General features: G+C 66.9%; 33 protein-coding genes. 32 read left to right on the plus strand and 1 reads right to left on the minus strand.

Features of this window, described 5'->3' with window-relative positions:
* The 31 genes from rpsC to Q8R27_RS03200 form a co-directional block, all read left to right on the plus strand.
* On the plus strand, positions 1–538 hold a 538-nt coding region (rpsC, locus tag Q8R27_RS03050; protein WP_305697627.1), incomplete at its 5' end, for a 30S ribosomal protein S3.
* 11 nt (positions 539–549) lie between these two features.
* Entirely contained in the window at positions 550–978 is a 429-nt protein-coding gene (gene rplP / locus Q8R27_RS03055) for a 50S ribosomal protein L16 (protein ID WP_305596188.1), read from the plus strand.
* Positions 978–1172 carry a 50S ribosomal protein L29 gene (gene rpmC / locus Q8R27_RS03060; RefSeq protein ID WP_305596190.1) on the plus strand — a complete coding sequence of 65 codons (195 nt, stop codon included), beginning with the start codon at positions 978–980 and terminating at the stop codon, positions 1170–1172. Before rplP ends, rpmC begins: the two co-directional genes overlap by 1 nt.
* 13 nt (positions 1173–1185) lie before the next feature.
* Positions 1186–1437 (plus strand): 30S ribosomal protein S17, encoded by a 252-nt coding sequence (gene rpsQ / locus Q8R27_RS03065; RefSeq protein ID WP_305697628.1) that lies wholly within the window; start codon positions 1186–1188, stop codon positions 1435–1437.
* A 12-nt stretch (positions 1438–1449) separates the two neighbouring features.
* Positions 1450–1818, plus strand: coding sequence for a 50S ribosomal protein L14 (rplN, locus tag Q8R27_RS03070; protein WP_293353406.1), 369 nt, complete (start codon positions 1450–1452; stop codon positions 1816–1818).
* Positions 1818–2132 (plus strand): 50S ribosomal protein L24, encoded by a 315-nt coding sequence (gene rplX / locus Q8R27_RS03075; RefSeq protein ID WP_305697629.1) that lies wholly within the window; start codon positions 1818–1820, stop codon positions 2130–2132. The genes rplN and rplX overlap by 1 nt, the downstream gene beginning before the upstream one ends.
* Positions 2125–2682 carry a 50S ribosomal protein L5 gene (gene rplE, locus Q8R27_RS03080; RefSeq protein ID WP_305697630.1) on the plus strand — a complete coding sequence of 186 codons (558 nt, stop codon included), beginning with the start codon at positions 2125–2127 and terminating at the stop codon, positions 2680–2682. Before rplX ends, rplE begins: the two co-directional genes overlap by 8 nt.
* 21 nt (positions 2683–2703) lie before the next feature.
* On the plus strand, positions 2704–3009 hold the full coding sequence (rpsN, locus tag Q8R27_RS03085) for a 30S ribosomal protein S14 (RefSeq protein ID WP_305697631.1): 306 nt from the start codon (positions 2704–2706) through the stop codon (positions 3007–3009).
* 13 nt (positions 3010–3022) lie between these two features.
* Positions 3023–3418, plus strand: coding sequence for a 30S ribosomal protein S8 (gene rpsH / locus Q8R27_RS03090; RefSeq protein ID WP_305595995.1), 396 nt, complete (start codon positions 3023–3025; stop codon positions 3416–3418).
* A 1-nt stretch (position 3419) separates the two neighbouring features.
* A complete protein-coding gene (gene rplF, locus Q8R27_RS03095) occupies positions 3420–3953 on the plus strand; it encodes a 50S ribosomal protein L6 (protein ID WP_305595997.1) in 534 nt (177 codons plus the stop codon).
* Positions 3954–3956: 3 nt separating this feature from the next.
* Complete coding sequence (gene rplR / locus Q8R27_RS03100; RefSeq protein WP_305697632.1) at positions 3957–4304, plus strand: 50S ribosomal protein L18; 348 nt, start codon at positions 3957–3959, stop codon at positions 4302–4304.
* A 10-nt stretch (positions 4305–4314) separates the two neighbouring features.
* On the plus strand, positions 4315–4899 hold the full coding sequence (rpsE, locus tag Q8R27_RS03105) for a 30S ribosomal protein S5 (RefSeq protein ID WP_305697633.1): 585 nt from the start codon (positions 4315–4317) through the stop codon (positions 4897–4899).
* 5 nt (positions 4900–4904) lie between these two features.
* Positions 4905–5081 carry a 50S ribosomal protein L30 gene (gene rpmD, locus Q8R27_RS03110; protein ID WP_305697634.1) on the plus strand — a complete coding sequence of 59 codons (177 nt, stop codon included), beginning with the start codon at positions 4905–4907 and terminating at the stop codon, positions 5079–5081.
* Positions 5082–5181: 100 nt separating this feature from the next.
* On the plus strand, positions 5182–5664 hold the full coding sequence (rplO, locus tag Q8R27_RS03115) for a 50S ribosomal protein L15 (protein WP_305697635.1): 483 nt from the start codon (positions 5182–5184) through the stop codon (positions 5662–5664).
* A gap of 78 nt (positions 5665–5742) precedes the next feature.
* Positions 5743–7089: a preprotein translocase subunit SecY gene (gene secY / locus Q8R27_RS03120; protein ID WP_305697636.1), complete on the plus strand. Its 1347-nt coding sequence runs from the start codon at positions 5743–5745 to the stop codon at positions 7087–7089.
* A gap of 55 nt (positions 7090–7144) precedes the next feature.
* A complete protein-coding gene (locus Q8R27_RS03125; protein WP_305697637.1) occupies positions 7145–7717 on the plus strand; it encodes an adenylate kinase in 573 nt (190 codons plus the stop codon).
* 156 nt (positions 7718–7873) lie between these two features.
* Entirely contained in the window at positions 7874–8242 is a 369-nt protein-coding gene (gene rpsM / locus Q8R27_RS03130; RefSeq protein ID WP_305596010.1) for a 30S ribosomal protein S13, read from the plus strand.
* A 15-nt stretch (positions 8243–8257) separates the two neighbouring features.
* Entirely contained in the window at positions 8258–8647 is a 390-nt protein-coding gene (gene rpsK / locus Q8R27_RS03135) for a 30S ribosomal protein S11 (RefSeq protein ID WP_305596012.1), read from the plus strand.
* Between the two features lie 78 nt (positions 8648–8725).
* Entirely contained in the window at positions 8726–9742 is a 1017-nt protein-coding gene (locus Q8R27_RS03140) for a DNA-directed RNA polymerase subunit alpha (protein ID WP_305697638.1), read from the plus strand.
* 88 nt (positions 9743–9830) lie between these two features.
* On the plus strand, positions 9831–10247 hold the full coding sequence (gene rplQ, locus Q8R27_RS03145; protein WP_305596016.1) for a 50S ribosomal protein L17: 417 nt from the start codon (positions 9831–9833) through the stop codon (positions 10245–10247).
* 152 nt (positions 10248–10399) lie between these two features.
* Complete coding sequence (locus Q8R27_RS03150; RefSeq protein ID WP_305697639.1) at positions 10400–10849, plus strand: VOC family protein; 450 nt, start codon at positions 10400–10402, stop codon at positions 10847–10849.
* A 28-nt stretch (positions 10850–10877) separates the two neighbouring features.
* Positions 10878–12134, plus strand: coding sequence for a TCR/Tet family MFS transporter (locus Q8R27_RS03155; RefSeq protein WP_305697640.1), 1257 nt, complete (start codon positions 10878–10880; stop codon positions 12132–12134).
* Between the two features lie 32 nt (positions 12135–12166).
* The gene (locus Q8R27_RS03160) at positions 12167–13579 is read left to right on the plus strand and encodes a Do family serine endopeptidase (protein ID WP_305697641.1); all 1413 of its coding nucleotides are present in this window, start codon (positions 12167–12169) and stop codon (positions 13577–13579) included.
* 22 nt (positions 13580–13601) lie between these two features.
* A complete protein-coding gene (locus tag Q8R27_RS03165; protein ID WP_305697642.1) occupies positions 13602–14906 on the plus strand; it encodes a replication-associated recombination protein A in 1305 nt (434 codons plus the stop codon).
* Positions 14903–15706 carry an RluA family pseudouridine synthase gene (locus Q8R27_RS03170; protein ID WP_305697643.1) on the plus strand — a complete coding sequence of 268 codons (804 nt, stop codon included), beginning with the start codon at positions 14903–14905 and terminating at the stop codon, positions 15704–15706. Before Q8R27_RS03165 ends, Q8R27_RS03170 begins: the two co-directional genes overlap by 4 nt.
* A gap of 48 nt (positions 15707–15754) precedes the next feature.
* Positions 15755–16243 carry a hypothetical protein gene (locus tag Q8R27_RS03175; RefSeq protein WP_305697644.1) on the plus strand — a complete coding sequence of 163 codons (489 nt, stop codon included), beginning with the start codon at positions 15755–15757 and terminating at the stop codon, positions 16241–16243.
* A gap of 57 nt (positions 16244–16300) precedes the next feature.
* Positions 16301–16684: a fluoride efflux transporter CrcB gene (gene crcB, locus Q8R27_RS03180; protein WP_305697645.1), complete on the plus strand. Its 384-nt coding sequence runs from the start codon at positions 16301–16303 to the stop codon at positions 16682–16684.
* On the plus strand, positions 16681–17670 hold the full coding sequence (locus Q8R27_RS03185; RefSeq protein WP_305697646.1) for an RluA family pseudouridine synthase: 990 nt from the start codon (positions 16681–16683) through the stop codon (positions 17668–17670). The genes crcB and Q8R27_RS03185 overlap by 4 nt, the downstream gene beginning before the upstream one ends.
* Positions 17667–18410: an ATP12 family chaperone protein gene (locus tag Q8R27_RS03190; RefSeq protein WP_305697647.1), complete on the plus strand. Its 744-nt coding sequence runs from the start codon at positions 17667–17669 to the stop codon at positions 18408–18410. The genes Q8R27_RS03185 and Q8R27_RS03190 overlap by 4 nt, the downstream gene beginning before the upstream one ends.
* A gap of 98 nt (positions 18411–18508) precedes the next feature.
* The gene (locus Q8R27_RS03195; RefSeq protein ID WP_305697648.1) at positions 18509–20041 is read left to right on the plus strand and encodes an acyl-CoA carboxylase subunit beta; all 1533 of its coding nucleotides are present in this window, start codon (positions 18509–18511) and stop codon (positions 20039–20041) included.
* Positions 20042–20140: 99 nt separating this feature from the next.
* Positions 20141–21106 (plus strand): BON domain-containing protein, encoded by a 966-nt coding sequence (locus Q8R27_RS03200; RefSeq protein WP_305697649.1) that lies wholly within the window; start codon positions 20141–20143, stop codon positions 21104–21106.
* 44 nt (positions 21107–21150) lie between these two features.
* On the opposite strand, the gene msrB is transcribed toward Q8R27_RS03200, so the two are convergent.
* Complete coding sequence (gene msrB / locus Q8R27_RS03205) at positions 21151–21645, minus strand: peptide-methionine (R)-S-oxide reductase MsrB (protein WP_305697650.1); 495 nt, start codon at positions 21643–21645, stop codon at positions 21151–21153.
* Between the two features lie 113 nt (positions 21646–21758).
* Here msrB and Q8R27_RS03210 point away from each other — a divergent pair.
* A partial coding sequence (locus Q8R27_RS03210) for an acetyl/propionyl/methylcrotonyl-CoA carboxylase subunit alpha (protein ID WP_305697651.1) occupies positions 21759–22899 on the plus strand: 1141 nt, incomplete at its 3' end.

Below are 22899 nucleotides of genomic sequence, written 5' to 3' on the forward strand. Positions count from 1 at the left end.
CGTGATCATCGGCAAGAAGGGCGCGGACATCGACAAGCTCCGCAAGGACCTGTCGGCTCTGACCGAGGGCGAGGTTCACCTGAACATCGTCGAGATCCGCAAGCCCGAGACCGACGCTCAGCTGATCGCCGAGAATATCGCCCAACAGCTGGAACGCCGCGTGGCCTTCCGCCGGGCGATGAAGCGTTCGATGCAGAGCGCCATGCGCCTGGGCGCCAAGGGCGTCCGGATCAACGTCTCCGGGCGTCTGGGCGGCGCGGAAATCGCGCGGATGGAGTGGTATCGTGAAGGCCGCGTGCCGCTGCACACCCTGCGCGCCGACGTCGACTACGGCTTCACCGAAGCCAAGACGACCTACGGGATCATCGGCGTGAAGGTTTGGGTGTTCAAGGGCGAGGTCCTCGACCACGACCCGATGGCGCTCGACAAGCGGCTGGCCAGTGAATCCGGCCCCGCCGGCGAAGGCGGCGGTCGTGACCGCTCCGGCGATCGTCCTGATCGCGGCCCGCGCCGCGACCGGCGCGATCAGGCGGCTTAAGGGCTCAAGTCATGCTGTCTCCGAAGAAAACCAAGTACCGTAAGCAGTTCAAGGGCCGTATCCACGGCAACGCCAAGGGCGGCTTCACGCTGAACTTCGGCTCCTATGGCCTGAAGTCCATCGAGCCGGAACGCATCACTGCGCGTCAGATCGAGGCGGCCCGCCGCGCGATCACCCGCCAGATGAAGCGCCAGGGCAGGGTGTGGATCCGCATCTTCCCGGACGTGCCGGTCAGCGACAAGCCGGCCGAAGTGCGGATGGGCAAGGGCAAGGGTTCGGTCGAGTACTGGGCCGCCCGCGTCGCGCCTGGCCGCATCATGTTCGAGATCGACGGCGTCGCCGACGACGTGGCCCGCGAGGCGCTGCGCCTGGGCGCGGCCAAGTTGCCGGTGAAGACCCGCATCGTGACGCGGATCGATGCTCTCGTGGAGCATGCGTAATGAAGATCGACGAAATCCGGGGCATGACGCCCGACCAGCTGGCCGAGACTCTGCTGAACCTGAAGAAGGAGCAGTTCAACCTGCGCTTCCAACGGGCGACCGGCCAAGTCGAAAAGACCCACCGCGTGGATGAAGTGCGCAAGGACATCGCGCGCATCAAGACGACGCTGCGGGCCAAGCAGGCCACGGCCTAGAGGACCCGACGAAATGCCGAAGAGAGTTCTGGAAGGCGTGGTCGTCTCCGACAAGGGCGACAAGACCGTGGTGGTGAAGGTCGAGCGGACCTTCCTGCACCCCGTGCTGAAGAAGACCGTGCGCCGGTCGAAGCGTTATCACGCCCACGATGAAGCCAACGCCTACAAGGCCGGCGAAATCGCGCGGATCATCGAGTGTGCTCCTAAGTCGAAGCTCAAAACCTGGGAAGTGCTGCCTAAGGGCGCCGCTTCCGCGCAAGCGTAAGGGATCTGAGCCATGATTCAGATGCAAACTAACCTGGACGTCGCGGACAACTCCGGTGCGCGCCGGGTCATGTGCATCAAGGTGCTCGGCGGCGCCAAGCGGCGTTACGCCGGCGTCGGCGACAAGATCGTGGTCTCCGTCAAGGAGGCCATCCCCCGCGGCCGCGTCAAGAAGGGCGACGTGCTGCAGGCGATCGTGGTGCGCACCTCTTCGGCGATCAAGCGCAAGGACGGTTCGGTCATCCGCTTCGACAAGAACGCCGCGGTGATCGTCAACAAGCAAAGCGAGCCGATCGGCACGCGGATCTTCGGCCCGGTTCCCCGCGAACTGCGCGCCAAGAACCACATGAAGATCATTTCGCTCGCCCCCGAGGTGCTGTGATGGCTGCAAAGATCAAGAAGGGGGACCGCGTCGTGGTCCTCGCGGGACGCGACAAGGGCCGCACCGGCACGGTGCTGCGCGTTGCGCCCAAGGAAGAGCGGCTCGTGGTCGAGGGGCTGAACATCGTTCAGCGCCACACGCGCCCCACTCAGGCCGATCCCCAGGGCGGGATCAAGAACAAGGAAGCGCCGCTTCACGTGTCGAACGTCGCCATTGTCGACTCCAAGGGAAAGCCGACCCGCGTCGGTTTCCGCGAAGAGTCCGGCAAGAAGGTGCGTTTCGCCAAGACGACCGGCGAGGTGATCAATGGCTGAGGAAGCTTACGAGCCGCGGATGAAGTCCATTTATCGTGAGCAGATTCGCGCCACGATGAAGGAACAGTTCGGCTACACCAACGAGATGCAAGTCCCCAAGCTGGACAAGATCGTCCTGAACATGGGGATCGGCGAGGCGGTTGCTGACAGCAAGAAGGCCGCCTCGGCCATGCACGACCTGGCGCTGATCGCGGGGCAAAAGCCCCAGCCGACGCGCGCCCGGCTCTCGGTCGCCGCTTTCAAGCTGCGGGAGGACATGGTGATCGGCGCGAAGGTGACCCTTCGCAAGGATCGCATGTACGAGTTCCTGGACCGTCTGATCACCATCGCGCTGCCGCGGGTGAAGGACTTCCGGGGCTTGAAGCCGACCTCGTTCGACGGCCGTGGCAACTACGCCATGGGCCTGAAGGAGCACCTGGTGTTCCCCGAGATCAATTACGACCAGATCGATCAGATCTGGGGCATGGACATCATCGTCTGCACGACTGCGAAGACCGACGACGAAGCGCGCGCGCTTCTCAAGGAATTCCAGTTCCCGTTCAACGCGTAAGCGGCGGGAGAGGGAAAGCAAATGGCCAAGAAGAGCGCCGTCAACCGCAATAACCGCGTGAAGCGGCTCGTTAAGCAGTTCGCCGATAAGCGCGAAACGCTGAAGGCGATCGCCGTGGACGAGAGCCTGCCGCTGGAGGAACGCTTCGATGCGCGCCTGAAGCTGGCGGAGCTGCCGCGTAACTCCTCGGCGGTGCGGATCCGCAACCGCTGCGAGATCACCGGCCGTCCGCGGGCCTACTACCGCAAGCTGAAGATGAGCCGTATCTCACTGCGCGATCTGGGCTCGGCCGGGCATATCCCCGGCCTGGTCAAGTCGAGCTGGTAAGGAGGGTCCCCCAATGGTGAACGACCCCATCGGCGACCTGATCGCCCGCATCAAGAACGCCGCCACCCGTGGCCGCGCCAAGGTGAGCACGCCCGCTTCGAAGATGCGTGCGCGCGTCCTCGACGTGCTCGCCGAGGAAGGTTACATCCGCGGCTACCACCTGGTGGAAAAGCCCGGCGCGTTCCCGGAATTCGAGATCGAGCTGAAGTACTTCGACGGCCAGCCGGTGATCGCCGAGATCGCCCGGGTCTCCAAGCCCGGCCGTCGCGTCTACTCCTCGATCAAGGACCTGAAGCCGATCAAGAACGGCCTCGGGATCTCGATCCTGTCGACGCCCCGTGGCGTCATGTCGGACAACGCCGCACGCGACGCCAATGTCGGCGGCGAAGTGCTCTGCCGGGTCTATTGATATGTCGCGCATCGGAAAGAATGTGATCGCCGTCCCCGCTGGGGTCACGGTCACCCTCGAGGGCCAGACGGTCACAGTGAAGGGGCCCAAGGGCCAACTCGCCTGGACGCTGGCCGAGGAAGTCGAGATCGTCCAAGAGGGCGGCGAGCTGAAGCTGTCGGTTCGCTCCGACACCGCGCGCGCCCGCTCGATGTGGGGCCTGTCGCGCAGCCTGGTGAACAACATGGTCACCGGCGTCACCACCGGCTTCGAGCAGACGCTCGAGCTGGTCGGCGTCGGCTATCGCGCCGCCATGAAGGGCCAGGCTCTGTCGATGCAGCTGGGCTTCAGCCACGACGTGGACATTCCGCCGCCGCCCGGCATCAGCTTCGCCGTTCCCAAGCAGACCGAAATCAAGATCAGCGGGATCGACAAGCAACAGGTTGGCGAGACCGCCGCACGCATCCGCCGCATCCGTCCGCCGGAGCCCTATAAGGGCAAGGGCGTGCGTTACGCCGGCGAGCAGGTCCGTCGCAAAGAAGGCAAGAAGAAGTAGGTCATGGCGACTCCTCGCGACAATTCCCAACGGCGCAAGCAGCGCACCCGCCTCCGCCTTCGCAAGCTGGCGAACGGCCGGCCGCGGCTGTCGGTGTTCCGCTCGTCCAAGAACATCTACGCCCAGATCATCGACGACGAACGCGGCGTGACGCTCGCGGCCGCCTCTTCGCTGGAAGGCGACGACAAGGGCGCGGACAAGGACGCTGCGGCCCGCGTTGGCGCGCTGGTGGCCCAGCGGGCCATCGAAAAGGGCGTCAAGGACGTGGTGTTCGACCGCGGCGGCTACATCTATCACGGCCGGGTCAAAGCCCTGGCGGACGCCGCGCGCGAAGCCGGCCTGAATTTCTAAGGAAAAGCTGATGGCTCGCAGGAATGAAGAGCGCGGCGGCGGACGTGGTCGCGAAGAAGAGCGCGACAGCGACATCGTCGAGAAGCTCGTCCACATCAACCGCGTCGCCGCCACTGTGAAGGGCGGCCGCCGCTTCAGCTTCGCCGCTCTCATGGTCGTCGGCGACCAGAAGGGCCGCGTGGGCTTTGGACACGGCAAGGCGCGCGAAGTGCCGGAAGCCATCCGCAAGGCCACCGAAGAAGCCAAGAAGTCGATGATCCGCGTGCCGCTGCGCGAAAGCCGCACCCTGCACCACGACGGCGCAGGCCGCTGGGGCGCAGGCAAGGTGATGGTTCGCTCGGCGCCTCCCGGCACCGGCGTCATCGCCGGCGGCCCGATGCGCGCTGTGCTGGAAACCCTTGGCGTCCAGGACGTGGTGGGCAAGTCGGTCGGTTCGTCCAATCCCTACAACATGGTGCGTGCCACGTTCGAAGCGCTGAAGGTTCAATCTTCGCCGCGTCAGATCGCCGGCAAGCGCGGCAAGAAGGTCAGCGACGTGATCGGCCGCCGCGCCGACGGCGCCTCGGCCGTCGCCGCCTCGGACGCTGAAGGATAAGCCACATGGCTCAGATCAAAGTTCGTCAGACCGGCAGCCCGATCCGCCGGACCAAGGATCAGCGCCAGACCCTGCAGGGTCTGGGCCTGAACCGTATTGGCCGTGTCTCCACGCTGGAAGACACGCCCTCGGTGCGTGGCATGATCGCCAAGGTCCGCCACCTGCTGGAAGTGGTCGACTAGGCCACCGCTCCACCCGAGTGTCCGCCTGGAGCGGGCGCTCGACCCCATTCAAGCCGAGTCGGGAAGGATCCCGGCGATCGATCTCCAAGGAGAGGCGCTCATGACCAAACTCAACGAACTTTCGCCCCGTGAAGGCTCCGTCAAGGCGCGCATGCGCGTCGGTCGTGGCCCAGGCTCGGGCAAGGGCAAGACCGCCGGTCGCGGCGTGAAGGGCCAGAAGGCGCGCTCCGGCGTCGCCATCGCCGGCTTCGAAGGCGGCCAGATGCCGCTGCACATGCGCATGCCCAAGCGCGGCTTCAACAAGCCGAACGCCAAGGAATTCGCCGAGGTCAACCTGTGGCGCATCGAGCAGGCCGTCGCCGCCGGCAAGCTCGACATCAAGAACCCGATCGACGGCAAGGCGCTGGTCGCGGCCGGCGTGCTGCGTCGCGAGCTGGACGGCGTCAAGCTGCTCGGCAAGGGTGAACTCACCAGCAAGATCGAGATCACCGTCTATCATGCCACCGCCTCGGCCCAGGCCGCGGTGGAGAAGGCCGGCGGCAAGCTGACCTTGACGCGCCCGCAGGCGAGCCCCGAGGCCTGATCACGCTTGAAGACGCCGGCTCGCGTTGCGGGCCCGGGCGTCCTATGTGATCGGGACCACGGTTTAGGGGATTGGTGAATGGCTTCGGCCGCCGAACAGCTCGCAGCCAATATGAATCTCCAGGCCTTCAGCAAGGCCACGGAGCTTCACAAGCGTATCTGGTTCACCCTGATCGCGATGATCGTCTATCGGCTGGGGACCTTCATCCCCATTCCGGGCATCGATCCTCAGGCTTTCGCAGCCGCCTTCTCGGGCCAGGCCAGCGGCATCCTGGGCATGTTCAACATGTTCTCGGGCGGCGCGGTCTCGCGCATGGCCATCTTCTCGTTGAACGTCGGACCGTACATCTCGGCCTCGATCATCGTGCAACTGCTCGGCACGATCTATCCACCCTGGGAAAAGCTGCGCAAGGAAGGCGGGGAGGCGGGGCGCAAGACGCTCAACCAGTACACCCGCTACCTGACCGTGGTTCTGGCCATCTTCCAGTCGTTCGGCATCGCCATGGGCCTGTCGGCGAGTCCGGGCCTGGTGCACACGCCGGGCATGTTCTTCGTGATCTCCACGGTCGTCAGCCTCACGGGCGGCGCGATGTTCCTGATGTGGATGGGCGAGCAGATCACCAGCCGCGGCATCGGCAACGGCATCTCCCTGATCATCTTCGCCGGCATCGTCGCGGTGCTGCCGCGTAGCGTCTGGCAGATGTTCTCGATGACCCGCACGGGCGCACTGTCGACCATGGGCCTGGTGCTGATCTGCGCGATCGCGATCGCCGTCGTGTTCGCCATCGTGTTCATGGAGCGCTCGCAGCGTCGGCTGCTGGTGCAATATCCCAAGCGCCAGCAGGGTAACCGGATGTTTGGCGGCGACACCTCGTTCCTGCCATTGAAGCTGAACACCGCCGGCGTCATCCCGCCGATCTTCGCGTCGTCGCTGCTGCTGCTGCCTGCCACGGTGATGGGCTTCCTGGCGACCGCCGACCTTCCGGCCTGGGCGCAGTGGCTGCCTGGCGCTGTTGGGCACCTGCAGCATGGCCAGCCGCTGTTCATGGTCCTGTACGGCGCACTGATCGTGTTCTTCTGCTTCTTCTACACCTCGGTCGTGTTCAATCCCGAGGACACCGCGGAGAACCTCCGCAAGTACGGCGGCTTCCTGCCTGGCATCCGACCAGGGAAACGCACCGCTGAGTATCTGGATTTCGTACTCAGCCGGTTGACCGTTATCGGCGCGGCCTACGTGACCCTGGTCTGTCTGTTGCCTGAGGCGCTGATCGGCTTCTACCACGCGCCGTTCTATCTGGGCGGCACGTCGCTGCTGATCGTGGTCAGCGTCACCATGGACACGGTGACCCAGATCCAGTCACATCTCTTGGCCCACCAGTACGAAGGGCTGATCAAGAAATCGAAGCTGCGAGGCGCTCGGCGCTAAGCGGTCGCGCCGGACGCGCGAGCGGCCGGCTGATGGGGAGGAGGGGGCTCAACCCATGAACCTGATTCTGTTCGGGCCGCCGGCCGCCGGCAAAGGCACCCAGGCCAAGCGCCTCGTGGATGGCCGCGGCATGGTCCAGCTTTCCACCGGCGACATGCTGCGCGAGGCCGTGGCCTCGCAGAGCGCGCTCGGCAAGCGGGTCGAGGGCGTCATGCAACGCGGCGAGCTGGTCTCCGATGAGATCGTCATCGCTCTGATCGAAGAGCGTCTGCCCAAGGCCGAGTCCGCTGGCGGCGCGATCTTCGACGGATTCCCTCGCACCGTGGCCCAGGCTGAGGCGCTGGACGCCATGCTGGCCGGACGCGGCGCCAAGATCGACCTCGTGGTCCGTTTGAAGGTGGACGACACGGCGTTGGTGCAGCGAGTGGCGGGGCGATTCGCTGAATCGGGCCGTGCCGACGACAATCCCGAGAGCTTCAAGGTCAGGCTCGCGGCCTACAACAGTCAGACCGCGCCGCTGCTGCCGTATTACACGGGGCAGGGGAAGCTTGTGGAAGTCGACGGAATGGGCTCCATCGAAGTGGTCGCCGAAGCCATCGATAACGCCCTTGAAGACCACAAGGGCTGAACCTATTTTTCGCGCCGTCGACCATTGACGGAAATGCAACGATCCCTATAACGGGTCGCTTCCGCGAAAGGGCGCGAAGGACGTGCCGGCCTCTATGCCTTCGGGTGTAAGTCGGGGCGGCGTTCGCGCATCTCTGCGTGACCAGGAGTTTACCAAGTGGCCCGCATCGCAGGCGTCAACATTCCCACGAACAAGCGCGTGATCATCGCGCTACAGTACATCCATGGCATCGGCCAGGCGAAGGCGCGCGAGATCGTCGACAAGGTCGGCATCGAGGAAGCGCGCCGCGTCAATCAGCTCACCGACGCCGAAGTCCTGCAGATCCGCGAAGCGATCGACCGCGACTACACCGTCGAGGGTGACCTGCGTCGCGAGACCGCGGTCAACATCAAGCGCCTGATGGACCTGGCCTGCTATCGCGGCTTGCGTCATCGCCGCGGCCTGCCTGTCCGCGGACAGCGCACCCACACCAACGCCCGCACCCGCAAGGGTCCGGCCAAGCCGATCGCCGGCAAGAAGAAGTAAGAGAGTCCCCAGCCGATGGCCAAGGAACCGGCGCGCGTCAAGCGGCGTGAGCGCAAGAACATCACCTCGGGCGTGGCGCACGTGAACGCCTCGTTCAACAACACCATGATCACCATCACCGACGCCCAGGGAAACACCATCTCCTGGTCCTCCGCCGGCATGATGGGGTTCAAGGGTTCCCGCAAGTCGACCCCTTACGCCGCCCAGATGGCGGCCGAGGACGCCGGCCGCAAAGCCGCCGAGCACGGCGTGCGGACACTGGAAGTCAGTGTCTCGGGCCCGGGCTCAGGTCGTGAATCCGCGCTGCGCGCGCTGCAGTCGGTGGGGATGACGATCACCACCATCCGCGATGTGACGCCTATTCCGCACAACGGCTGCCGGCCGCCCAAGCGCCGGCGAGTCTGAGTACATCAGTACCCGCGCCTCTTAAGCGCCGGCCGCTCCCGCGGCTGGCGAAACTGCGTTTCGAGGGACATCTATTCCGTGATCGAACGAAATTGGAACGAGCTCATCCGTCCCGAGAAGCCGCTGATCGAGAGCGGCGCCGACGCCAACCGTAAGGCGCGTCTGGTGGCCGAGCCGCTCGAGCGCGGCTTTGGCGTGACGTTGGGCAACAGCCTGCGCCGGGTTCTCCTGTCGTCGCTGCAAGGTGCGGCGGTGACCGCGGTGCAGATCGACGGCGTGGTCCACGAATTCTCGTCGCTGGAAGGCGTGCGTGAAGACGTCGTCGACATCGTGCTGAACATCAAGCAACTCGCTGTGCGCATGCACGCCGAGGGCCCCAAGCGCATGACCCTGCGGGCCAACGGCCCGGGGCCGGTGACCGCCAGCCAGATCGAAGCGCCCGCCGACATCGAGATTCTCAACGGCGACCACATCCTCTGCACCCTCGACGAGGGTGCGCAGGTGCGCATGGAATTCACCGTGCAGACCGGCAAGGGCTATGTCCCCGCCGAACTGAACCGTCCGGAAGACGCCCCGATCGGCCTGATCGCCGTCGATGCTCTCTACTCGCCGGTCAAGCGCGTCGCCTATCGCGTCGAGCCGACCCGCCAGGGCCAGAGCCTCGACTACGACAAGCTGATCATGGAAGTGGAGACCAATGGCGCGGTCTCGCCAGTGGACGCCGTGGCGTTTGCGGCCCGCATCCTTCAGGACCAGCTACAGATCTTCATCACCTTCGAAGAGCCGATGAAGAAGGTCGAAGGCGAGGCCAAGCCCGAGCTGCCGTTCAACCCGGCGCTGCTCAAGAAGGTCGACGAGCTGGAGCTGTCGGTGCGTTCGGCCAACTGCCTGAAGAACGACAACATCGTCTACATCGGCGACCTGATCCAGAAGACCGAGGCGGAGATGCTCCGCACCCCGAACTTCGGTCGCAAATCGCTGAACGAGATCAAGGAAGTGCTGGCCGGCATGGCGCTCCATCTGGGCATGGACGTGCCCAACTGGCCGCCGGAAAATATCGAAGAGCTGGCTAAGAAGTTCGAAGACCAGATGTGATAAGCCTGCGGCGCGCCTGGTAAGGGACGCCGCATAGATTTTCCGGCGCGTCGAGAGACGCCCCGGCCGACAGGAAAGTGAGACCGCCATGCGCCACGGTTACGCGCGACGCAAATTGGGCCGCACCAGCGCCCACCGTACAGCCCTCTTCGCCAACATGGCGGCGAGCCTGATCAAGCACGAGCAGATCGTGACCACCTTGCCCAAGGCCAAGGAACTGCGTCCTGTCGTCGAGAAGCTGGTGACCCTGGCCAAGCGCGGCGATCTGCATGCGCGCCGTCAGGCGATCGCTCAAGTTCGCGACGTCGAGCAGGTCGGCAAGCTGTTCGCCACCCTGGGTCCTCGCTACAAGGACCGCCGCGGCGGCTACATCCGCGTGCTGAAGGCCGGCTACCGCTACGGCGACAACGCGGCGATGGCGGTGATCGAGTTCGTCGATCGCGACCCGGCCGAAAAGGGTAAGGACTCCGGTCCGCTGCAGAACGCCGGCTTCGCCGACGAATAGGCGCGGCGCTCGCCCATAGAGATTTCAAAGCCCCGGAGCTTCAGGTTCCGGGGCTTTTTCTTGCGCTGCTCGGCGTTGCCAAGCGGCGGAACTGTTCGCAGGATCGAGTGAGCCGGACCGCGACGCCGGCGATCGAAAAAAGGACGCCCGTCATGGCCCGCCCCGATCTCATCTCGGCGCTCTTCTACCAGGACCCGAGGGCGGCGATCGCCTGGCTGCAGCGCGCCTTCGACTTCCAATTATCGATGCTGCTGGAGGACGCCTCCGGCGCGGTTGTCCACGCAGAGATGGGTTTCGGGTCCGGCGCGGTGATGCTGGGCGGAGAATGGAGCGAGGCGCACCAAAGCCCGCGCTCGACGAACGGCAAGTGCACCCAGACGGTGCACGTGCACATCGAGACCGACATCCAAGCCCATTTCGCCCGGGCCAAGGCCTCGGGCGCAGAGATCCTCACTGAGCCGACCTATCAGTTCTACGGCGACGAGACCTATTCGTGCCGCGACCCGGAAGGCCATATCTGGAGCATCGCCCAGACCGTGCGGACCGTAACGCGCGAGGAGGCGGAAGCCGCCACCGGACTGAAGATCACAGGTTGGATCTAGACTCCGCGCGGCCCGCGCGAGGAACGCGATGACCGATACGTCTGACTCCGCATCTGAGCGGCCGGTCCATGGCCGCCCCGCGGCTTTGGGCTTCATTTTTGCCGCGGTGCTGCTGGACGTGATGGCGCTGGGCGTCGTCATCCCGGTGCTGCCACGGCTGATCCTCGAACTCACCGGCGGAAACGCAGGACAGGCGGCCCGCTACATCGGCTGGTTCGGCGCGGTGTGGGCGCTGATGCAATTCTTCGCCTCACCCGTGCTGGGCGCGCTGTCCGACCGCTTCGGTCGACGCCCGGTGTTGCTGCTATCGATGCTGGGGCTGGGCCTGGACTACGTGGTGATGGCGCTGGCGCCGACGCTGGCGTGGCTGTTCCTGGGGCGAGTGCTGTCGGGGGTCACCGCAGCGACCTTCGGCACGGCCAACGCCTACATCGCCGACATCACCCCGCCTGATCAGCGCGCCGCACGCTTCGGCCTGCTCAGCGTCGCCTTCGGGCTGGGCTTCATCCTGGGGCCGGCGATCGGCGGACTGCTGGGCGGTCTCGATCCCAGGCTGCCGTTCTGGGTCGCGGCCGGCCTGTCGCTCGCCAACGCCCTCTATGGCGTCTTCGTGCTGCCGGAGTCGCTGCCGCGCAGCGCGCGGGCCAAGTTCAGCTTCAGGATGGCCAATCCGATCGGCTCGTTCGTGCTTTACCGCGAGCGGCGGGGCCTGCTGCTGCTAGCCGCGATCATGCTTCTCTACAGCCTGGCCCACCAGGTGCTGCAGAGCACCTTCGTACCCTACGTCGACTATCGCTACGGCTGGTCGGCGCAGATGGTAGGCCTGAGCCTGGCGCTTGTGGGTTTGGGCAGCATCACGGTTCAGGGCCTGGTCGTACGCCGTTTCGTAGCGCGGTTCGGCGAGCGGGTGGCGCTAGCCGCAGGGTTGTTGATGGCCGCCTTGGGATTCACGGCCTACGCCGCGGCGCCCACAACCATGCTCTTCCTCCTGGGCATTCCGCTGTTCGCGTTCATGGGGCTGGTGGGGCCGAGCATGCAGGGGCTGATGAGCCGCAGCGTCTCTGCCCAGGAGCAGGGGCGGCTGCAGGGGGCCAACATGGGCGTGATGTCGATCGGCAACCTTCTCGGGCCGATCCTGTTCACCGAGGTGTTCGCCCGCGCGATCGGCGGCTGGCGAGCGTGGGCGCCGGTCGGCGCGCCGTTCTACGTAGCTGCAGGGTTGATGGTGACGGCGCTGTTGCTGGCGGCCGCGACGAAGCCGCCAGCGGCCGCTCCGCTTGCCTGACAAGCCGCACCGTCCCTGGTAGGAAACTGCGCATGCGCTTTCGACACATGGTCCCGGCCTTCGTCCTGCTGGCCGCCTGTTCCGACCCGACCGCCCGCAGCACGGCCCAGCCTGCGCCGCCACTTGCCGCGCCTGCGCGCGCCGTGCCCACCAGCGCGCTCGGCATGAAGCAGTCGTTCGCTCCGGTCGTCGCCAAGGCTGCGCCCGCCGTCGTCAACATCTCGTCCAAGCGGCTGGTGCGCCAGCAGGCCGATCCCTTCTGGGAGATGTTTGGCCGCGGCGCGCCGCGTGAACGGGTGGAGGGCTCGCTGGGCTCCGGCGTGATCGTCCGCGCCGACGGCGTGATCGTCACCAACAACCACGTGGTCGAAGGCGGCCAGGAGATCACCGTGGCGCTCGCCGACCGGCGCGAGTTCCCGGCGCGCATTCTGCTGGCGGATCCGCGCACCGATCTGGCGATCCTGAAGATCGACGCCGGCGGCGCGTTGCCGGTGCTGGCCATCGACGACACCGGCGACGCCCAGGTGGGTGATCTGGTGCTGGCGATCGGCGATCCGTTCGGCGTCGGCCAGACGGTGACCAACGGCATCATCTCGGCGCTGAACCGCTCGGCTGATCCCAGCGGTGACGCAGCCTCGAGCTACATTCAGACCGACGCGGCGATCAACCCGGGCAACTCCGGCGGGGCGCTCGTCGACATGGACGGCGACCTGATCGGGGTGAACAGCTTCATCCTGTCGCGGTCGGGAACGTCCAGCGGCGTCGGCTTTGCGGTGCCGGCGACCATGGTGCGCCGTGTCGTGGAGACGGCGGTCGGCGGCGGACAGGCCGTGGTGCGGCCATGGCTGGGCGCGCGGACCCAGGCGGTCACCGCCGAGATCGCCCGCAGCCTGGGCCTCGCCCTACCGCAAGGCGTGCTGGTGGCGCAGGTCTGGCCGGGCGGTCCGGCGGCGCGCGCTGGCGTGCGCCAGGGCGACGTGATCAGCCAGATCGACGGCAAGCCGGTGTACGATCCGGGCGGCCTGAACTTCGCGCTCGGCGCCCATCGGCCAGGCGACGGCGTGCGCCTGACGGTGCGGCGGGGCGGGGCCGACGTGCCGCTGAGCCTGCGGGCCGAAGCGCCGCCGGCGACACCGGCGCGCGATGAACGGACGCTGAGTGGCCGAAACCCCTTCGAGGGCGCGACCGTCGTCAACCTGTCGCCTGCCGTCGCCGAGGCGCTGGGGGTCGATCCGTTCCTGGGCCCGGGCGTGCTGGTGCTGAGCGTGCAGGGCGGTCTCGCCGTGAACGTCGGCTTGCGCCCCGGCGACCTGATCCGTGAGGTCAACGGCAAGCGCATCGAGAGCGTGGCGCAGCTTGCGGCCGCAGCCACCGCCCAGACGCGGGTGTGGCAGGTGACCATCGAACGCAGCGGCCAGGCGATCAGCGCCACCTTCCGCACCTGACGCCTGTGCTAAGGTTCAGCCCATGGCCGACCTGTTCGAAGCCGCGGGCCTGACCCCGCACGCGCCGTCGCCGCTGGCCGACCGCCTGCGCCCGCAGAGCCTGGGCGAGGTGGTGGGCCAGGACCACTTGCTGGGTCCCGAGGGGCCGATCGGACGCATGGCGGCGGCCGGGCGGCTGTCGTCGATGATCCTTTGGGGCCCGCCCGGCACCGGGAAGACCACCATCGCGCGCCTCCTGGCGAAGGCGGCGGGTTACGAGTTCCAGCAGCTCTCCGCGGTGTTCACGGGCGTCGCCGACCTGAAGAAGGCGTTCGAGGCGGCCCGCATGCGCCGCGCCGCCGGCCAGTCGACCCTGCTGTTCGTCGACGAGATCCACCGCTTCAACCGCGCCCAGCAGGACGGCTTCCTGCCGTTTGTGGAGGAGGGGATCGTCACCCTCGTCGGCGCGACCACCGAGAACCCGTCTTTCGAGCTGAACGGAGCGCTGCTGTCGCGCTCTCAGGTTTATGTGCTGAAGCGACTGGATGAGGCGGCGCTGGAGACCCTGCTGGCCAAGGCCGAGGCGTTCGAAGGCAAGGCCATGCCAGTGGATCCAGATGCCCGCAACGCGCTGATTGATCTCGCCGACGGCGACGGCCGCTATCTGCTGACCTTGGCCGAGACGCTGTTCAACATCGCGCCGCCCAAGCCGCTGAGCGTGGCGCAGATGAGTCAGGTGCTGCAGAAGCGCAGCCCCGCGTATGACAAGGACCGCGAGGAGCACTACAACGTCATCTCGGCGCTGCATAAGTCGATCCGCGGCTCCGATCCCGACGCGGCGCTCTACTGGCTGGCGCGCATGCTTCAGGGTGGCGAGGACCCGCTGTTCATCGCCAGAAGGCTTGTGCGCGCCGCGGCCGAGGACATCGGCGAGGCCGACCCCATGTCCCTGGTGCTCGCCAACGCCGCCAAGGAGACCTACGACTTCCTGGGCAGCCCGGAAGGCGAGATCGCGCTCGCCCAGGTGGTGATCCACCTGGCCGCCGCGCCCAAGTCCAACGCCGTCTACACCGCCTTCAAGGCGGCTCAGAAGGCGGCGCGGGAAACTGGCTCACTGGCGCCGCCCAAGCACGTCCTCAACGCGCCGACGCGGCTGATGAAGGATCTCGATTACGGCAAGGGCTACGCCTACGACCACGATGCCGAGGACAACTTCTCAGGCCAGAACTACTTCCCCGACGAGATGGGACGCCGCAGCTTCTACCAGCCCAAGGGTGAGGGGAACGAGGCGCGGATCAAGGACCGACTCGAGCGCTGGGCGGCCTTGCGCAAGGCGCGCGGCGGATGAGGCCGCGAACCCCGCCTAAGGCCAAGGCGCATGAGATCCCGCTGACCCTCACAGCCGAGGAGACGGCGCTGGTCCGCAGCCTTCTGATCTATGAGGACGCCAGCGTGTTGGCGCTGAACAAGCCGTCGGGCCTCTCCAGCCAGGGCGGGCGCGCCCAGGTGCATACGCTCGACGAGATGTTGTGGGCCTTCGCCAGGCCCGGCAAATCCCGGCCCCGGCTGATCCACCGCCTGGACCGCGATACCTCGGGCGTGATCCTCACCGCCAAGACCAAGCCTGCGGCCGCGTTCCTCGGCAAGGCGATGATGGGCAGGCGGCTCGCCAAGACCTATCTGGCGATCGTCGCGCCTGGCGCGCCACAGCCGCCGCAGGGACGCATAGAGGCGCCGTTGCGTCGCGACATGCAGGGGCGCGAGGCCTACATGCGCGTCTGCGACGCCGACCACGCCGACGCGGAGGCCGCCAGCACCGGCTACCGCACCCTGGCCGCAAACGAGACCGCGGCGCTCATGGAGTTGAAGCCGCGCACCGGACGCATGCACCAACTGCGCGTGCACCTGGCGTCGATCGGCCGCCCGATCGCCGGCGACGCGCGCTACGGCGGCGCGCTGGTGCTGGGCGGGCACGCCGTTCCAAGGCTGATGCTGCACGCGGCCGCGCTGGTGTTTCCGCATCCCGACGGCGGCGAGAAGCGCGTCGAGGCGCCGCTTCCGCAGGACATGGCGGAACTGCTCGGCGCGCTCGGGCTGCAGCAGGTCACAAGCGTCGAACGGAACGTCAGCGTCGCGACGGTCGTTTGAGGTGCAAGCCTTTGGAAGCGCAACGGCTTTCGGCGAGGAGTCATCACCATGAAGCGCATCGTCCCCCTCGTCCTCGCCACCCTGCTGCTCGGCGCTTGCGCCAGCGCGCCGACTTTGTACCAACCGGCAGCGGGACCGCAGGCCGTCGGGTTCTCGGAGTATCGGATCGAGCCTGGCCGCTATCGGATCACCTTCCGCGGCGGCTCCGGCGCACCCCCGGAGCAGGTGGCCGACTTCGCGCTGCTGCGCGCCGCCGACTTGGCGCTGGCCGACGGCTACGACTGGTTCCGGGTGTCGGACCGCTTCATCCGCCAGGCGGGACCCGACAACAGCCCGCGACTGTCGATCGGCACCGGCGGCGGCAGCTTCGGGCACAGTTCGAGTTTCGGCGTCGGCGTCGGCACGAGCTTCAACCTCGGCGGCGGTCCGGCGCTATCCCAGACGCTGGAAGTGCTCATGGGCAAGGGCGCCAAACCTGCCGGCGCCGACATCTACGACGCCCGCGAAGTCCGTCGCTCGGTGGGCGCGCGGGTCTGAGGCCGCCGCGTCAGACAGCGGCCTTGCGGCCTCGCTGCGTCGGCGCATAAGAGGGCGATGGGCAATTTGCTTCTGGTGGGCTTCGGCGGCGCGGCGGGTGCGATCGCGCGCTACTGCGTTGGCGTGCAGACACTGCGCTGGTTCGGGTCCGGGTGGCCTTACGGCACGCTGGCGGTGAATGTGATCGGCGGGCTGCTCATGGGCGCCCTGGTCGGCTATCTGGCCCAGCGTGGCGGCGCGGACCAGGAGCGGCTGCGGCTGCTGCTGGGCGTCGGCGTGCTGGGCGGCTTCACCACCTTCTCCGCCTATTCGTTGGAGGTCGCCCTTATGCTGGAGCGGCGCCAGTATGGGGCGGCGGGGATCTATGCGCTGGGCTCCACAGTCGCGGCGGTCGCGGCCCTGTTCGCCGGCATGATCCTGGTGCGCAGGCTGCTCGCATGAGAGAGGTGCGCACCATCCCCGTGCCGGACGGCGAGGACGGCGTTCGCCTGGACCGCTGGTTCCGAAGGCGTTGGCCGCATCTGAGCCAGGGACAGCTACAGAAGCTGTTCCGCTCTGGCCAGGTGCGGGTGGACGGGTCGCGGGCCAAAGCCGACCTGCGTCTGGCCGCCGGCGCAGTAGTGCGCGTGCCGCCCCTGCCAGATGCGCCCGTGAACGATCAGCAGGACCGCGTGATCGACCCGCGCGAGGCGGCGTTCGCCAAGTCCCTGGTGCTCTATGAGGACGACGAGGTGCTGGCGCTGAACAAGCCGTCGGGCCTGGCCGTGCAGGGCGGCACCAAGACCCTGCGCCACGTGGACGGGCTGCTCAGCGCCTGGGGCGAGGGGCTGGAGCGGCCGCGGCTGGTCCACAGGCTGGACCGCGACACCTCTGGCGTGCTGGTGCTCGGCAAGACGCCGGCGGCGGCGGCGAAGCTCGCAGGGGCGTTCGCGCACCGCAAGGCGCAGAAGACCTATTGGGCGATCGTCGCGGGCTTTCCGAAGCCGGGCGACGGGGTTATCGAGCTGCCGCTGGTCAAACGGGGCATCGGCGATCGCGAGATGATGACGCCGGCCGAGCCCAAGGATCCGCGCGGCGAGCCCGCGCGCACCGACTTCGTCACCATCGCCCGCGCCGGCCCGCGCGCGGCTTGGATGGCGTTGCGGCCGCACACGGGGCGGACACATCAGTTGCGGGCGCACATGAAGGCCATGGGGCATCCGATCGTGGGCGATCCGAAGTACGGCGACGAGACCTCTGCGGCGCTGTCTGAGGGGCTGAAGCTGCAGCTCCACGCACGTCGGCTGACCCTGCCGCATCCGTCGCGCGGGATCCTGACGCTGGAGGCGCCGCTGAGCGCTGAGATGCGCGCCGGCTTCCAGCGGTTCGGCTTTGACGAGCATGAAGCCGAGGCCGACCCGTTCGCATCCGGCCGGAGGCGCTCGTGAGCGAGGGACCGGGGATCAAGCGCGGCTTTCGTGAGCCCGGCGACAAGCCGAAGCGGTTCTACAAGCAGGTCGATGTCGCGGCTGGTGACGCGGGCTTCCAGGTGAAGCTAGACAACAGGTCGGTGCGCACGCCGGGCGGCGTGGTGCTGAGCCTGCCCACCCGCGCTCTGGCCGAACAGATCGCCGAGGAATGGTCCGGACAGGGCGAGATCCTGGACCTTGTTTCTATGCATGCGACCAGGCTCGCCAACACCGCCATCGACGCGGTGCCCCAGGCGCGCGACGTGACGGCGGCGTCGGTGGCGCATTTCGCCGCTTCCGACCTCGTCTGCTACTTCGCCGAGGCGCCGGCCGGATTGGTGAGGCGCCAGGTCGAGACCTGGGAGCCCATCCTGGCCCGCGCCGAACGCGAACTTGGGCTGACCTTCGTGCGCGCCGGCGGCATCGTGCATCAGGCCCAGCCTCAGGCCACCCTGGACGCGGTGAAGGCCCTGGCCCTCGCGCTCGACGACTTCCATTTGGCGGCGCTGGCGTTTTCGACCGCGCTCTATGGCTCGGCCGTGCTGGGCCTTGCGGCTCTGAACGGCTGGCTGGGGGCTGAGGCGGCGTTCGACGCCTCGCGCCTGGACGAGGCCTGGCAGGAAGACCAGTGGGGTGTCGACGCCGAGGCGGCGGAGCGCACAGCCCGCTTGCGCACCGAGGCGCGGATGCTCGAGCGGTGGCTGGCCGCGCTGGCCTAGGACAGCGTTCCGCGCGGTCACCTCGGCAGACGCTTGCAAGGGGGCCGCGCGCCCACTAGGCCATGGGCCGGGTTGAACAAATTCGGGAGCACCGGGGCGTGAAGGAAATTCTCGACGAGCTTGAGCGCCGGCGGGCCGAGGCGCGCATGGGCGGTGGTGAACGGCGCATCGCCAGTCAGCACTCCAAGGGCAAGCTGACCGCGCGTGAGCGTATCGACCTGCTGCTCGACGAGGACTCCTTCGAGGAGTTCGACATGTTCGTCGAACACCGCGGCACCGACTTCGGAATGGCCGATCAACGTGTCGCCGGCGACGGCGTAGTTACCGGCTGGGGCACGATCAACGGCCGGGTTGTGTTCATCTTCTCCAAGGATTTCACGGTGTTCGGCGGCTCGTTGTCGAACGCCCACGCCCAGAAGATCGTCAAGGTGCAGCGCCAGGCGATGAAGGTCGGCGCACCAGTGATCGGCCTGTTCGACGCCGGCGGCGCACGCATCCAGGAAGGCGTCGACGGCCTGGCGGGATACGCCGATATCTTCCTCGAGAACACTCTGGCCTCCGGCGTGATCCCGCAGATCGCGGTGATCATGGGCCCCTGCGCCGGCGGCGACGTCTATTCGCCGGCGATCATGGACTTCATCTTCATGGTGAAGGACACGAGCTACATGTACGTGACCGGCCCCGATGTGGTGAAGACGGTGACGCACGAGGAGGTCACTCACGAGGAATTGGGCGGATATCGCGTCCACGCCATCAAATCCGGCGTCGCCGACGGGGCGTTCGAGAATGACCTGGAGGCGCTCACCCAGGTGCGCCGGCTCATCGACTTCTTGCCGCTGTCGAACCGGGAGAAGCCGCCAGTTCGCAAGAGCTTCGACGACGTGTCGCGCGTGGAGGCCTCGCTCGACACTTTGGTCCCGGCCAATCCGAACAAGCCCTACGACATGAAGGAGTTGATCACGAAGGTGGTCGACGAGGCTGATTTCTTTGAGATTTCGGCCGATTTCGCCAAGAACATCATCTGTGGCTTCGCGCGCATGGACGGCTGCCCGGTGGGCATCGTCGCCAACCAGCCGCAGGTGCTGGCCGGCGTTCTCGACATCGACGCCTCACGCAAAGCCGCGCGATTCGTGCGTTTCTGCGACGCCTTCGAGATCCCGCTGGTGACGTTCGTCGACGTGCCGGGCTTCATGCCGGGCACGCGCCAGGAACAGGGCGGCCTGATCCGCCACGGGGCGAAGCTGTTGTTCGCCTATGCCGAAGCCACTGTCCCAAAGGTGACGCTGATCACCCGCAAGGCCTATGGCGGGGCCTACGACGTCATGAGTTCCAAGCACATCCGCGGCGACGTCAACTACGCCTGGCCGACGGCCGAGATCGCAGTGATGGGCGCCAAAGGGGCGGTAGAGATCATCTTCCGCGCCGAGATCGGCGACGCCGATGCGATCACCGCTCGCGAAGGCGAATACAAGACCCGCTTCGCCAACCCATTCGTCGCCGCCAGCCGCGGCTACATCGACGACGTGATCATGCCGAGCGAGACCCGCCGCCGGATCGGCCGGGCCTTGCGTAACCTGCGCGGCAAGGTGCTGACCAACCCGCCGAAGAAGCACGACAACATCCCGCTCTAGGGGAAGAGCGAGGCCAAATCCGCGCCCCTGAAATCGGAACATCCGACGCCGCCTCCCGTTGTGACCACAGGATTTGGTTGCAGAATAAGGGAGACCATCATGGCCGACAGATGGAGCGATGAGCGCGAACATGAATGGCGCGAGCTCAATGCTCGCCGCGCCGCCGAGGGCTTTGGCCGTCGCGACGAAGCCGGCGATTTCCGCGGCCAGGATCGCGAAGACCGCAGCTGGCCGACGGGTGCCGACTATGGCGACTACGGCTCCGGCGCTTTCGCCGACAACTACGGCCGCGGCGACCCGTCCAGTGCAGGGTATGGCGCGAGCCGCTATGGCCGGCCGAACGAGCGGGTGACCGACCGCTACTACGAGACGCAGCGCGATCCGGTGTACCGCGACGGCTACATGTCTGGCGGCGGCACCGATTACGGCCCCGACCAGGGTGGCTATGGCGTGCCTGCCTCGGGTGATCGTTCGGGCCGCCACTCCTCGTTCGGTTTTGGCCACGACCTGCGCGCAGACAGCCACGGCAGCCAGCGCCACTACGGCGGATACGCTACGGGTCTCGACCCTCGGCGCGATGGACGCCACGAGCGCTCCGACCAAGGCGGGCACCGCGGCTTTTTCGACCGTGCGGCCGACCATGTCGCCTCGTGGTTCGGCGCCGGCCAGGAAGGTGATCGCGACCAGGCGATGAGCCACCGCGGGCGTGGGCCGAAGGGCTATCGCCGGTCGGACGCGCGGATCAGCGACGACATCCACGACCGGTTAACCGACGATCCCTGGCTGGACGCCAGCGAGATCACCGTGGCGGTGGAAAACGGCGAGGTGACGCTGAGCGGGACCGTCGCCGACCGTGAGGCGAAGCATCGCGCGGAGCGCAGCGTCGAGCATGTCTCAGGCGTCGACCACGTGCAGAACAACCTGCGCATCGGCCAGCTCCAGTCTTCGAAGCCGTTTGAGAGCGGTAATCCTCTAACCACGCCCGGTCGCGGCTTTGGCGACAGCGTGCTGGACGCCCAGGCGCGCGGCGAAACCCCGGCGACGGACCACAAGCACGACCACTGATCGGAGAATCGTCGGGCGGCGCGAGCCGTCGCCCGACGAGACCTCTAGGCTGGCGCGCGGGCCATGGCGTCGTTATCGCCGCGCTCGAGCGGATCGGGCAGGGGCGCTCCGTCCATCACGAACGACAGCGATATCGAGTTGATGCAGTAGCGCAGGCCCGAGGGCCTTGGGCCGTCAGGAAAGACGTGGCCCTGGTGGCTGTCGCATCGCGCACAGCGGGTCTCGATACGTACCATGCCGTAGCTTACGTCGCGCACAGCGAGCACGTGCGACTCGTCGATCGGCGCGAAGAAGCTGGGCCAGCCGGTGCCGCTCTCGAACTTGGTGTGGGCGCGGAATAGCGGCAAACCGCATTCGCGGCAGCAGTAGACGCCGTTCTCCTTGTTATCTAGCAGGCCGCCGCAGAACGGGGCCTCGGTGCCGTGGTGCAAAAGCACCTCGGCCTCTTCGCGTGTGAGGTCCGCTTCCAGGCGCTTGCGTTCCGCAGCGTCAGGTGCAGAGAGATCGAATCCGAGGGGTGAGATCGCTGGCGTGCTCATGGGGCTCAATTTAAGGTCCTCCGCGCCGGATCGAAAGCGCCCATGGGTCGTCTTTTTCTGATCCTGCATCACAATCGCCTGCTAGCGGAAGGTCGCGTCACGCCTTGAGCTCTCTGTTCTCGAAAATCCTCATCGCCAACCGCGGTGAGATCGCGGTCCGCATCATCAAGACCTGCCGTCGTTTGGGTATCGCCACGGTGGTCGTCTATTCCGAGGCGGACGCCGATTCGATGGCCGTGGAGATGGCCGACGAGGCGATCCTGATCGGCCCGGCGCCGGCGGCGCAGTCCTATCTGGTGGCCGACAAGATCATCGCGGCTTGCCGCGAGACCGGCGCCCAGGCGATCCACCCCGGTTTTGGCTTCCTGTCGGAGAACGCCGGCTTCGCGCGCCGCCTGGCCGAGGAGGGGATCGTCTTTATCGGCCCCAATCCGCACGCTATCGACGCCATGGGCGACAAGATCGCCTCGAAGAAGTTCGCCGTGGAGGCTGGCGTCTCGGTGGTGCCGGGCCACGTGGGCGAGATCGACGACGTCGCGCACGCGGTGAGGATTTCCGAGGAGATCGGCTACCCGGTGATGATCAAGGCGTCGGCCGGCGGCGGCGGCAAGGGCATCCGCGTCGCTTGGAAACGCCAGGACGTGGAGGAGGGCTTCCCCGCCGTGCGCGCCGAAGCCAAGTCCAGCTTCGGCGACGACCGCATCTTCATCGAGAAGTTCATTGAGAGCCCGCGCCACATCGAGATCCAGGTGATGGGCGACAAGCACGGCCACGTCGTCCACCTGTTCGAGCGCGAGTGTTCGATCCAGCGGCGCAACCAGAAGGTCATCGAGGAGGCGCCCTCGCCGCTGCTCGACGCGGCGACCCGCAACGCCATGGGCGCCCAGGCGGTCGCACTGGCCCAAGCCGTCGGCTACGACAGCGCCGGCACCGTCGAATTCGTCGCCGGCCAGGATAAGAGCTTCTTCTTCCTGGAGATGAACACCCGCCTGCAGGTGGAGCATCCGGTGACCGAGTTGATCACCGGCGTCGACCTCGTAGAGCAGATGATCCGCTCGGCGGCGGGCGAGCCACTGGCGTTCACGCAGGCCGACCTGAAGATCAAGGGCTGGGCGATCGAGAGCCGGATCTATGCGGAGGATCCCTATCGCGGTTTCCTGCCGTCGATCGGCCGCCTTGCGCGCTACCTGCCGCCGGCCGAGGGCGAGCATGACGGCGTCATCGTGCGCAACGACGCCGGCGTGCGCGAAGGCG

It is taken from the genome of Phenylobacterium sp. (assembly GCF_030697305.1).
Classification (GTDB): Bacteria; Pseudomonadota; Alphaproteobacteria; order Caulobacterales; family Caulobacteraceae; genus Phenylobacterium.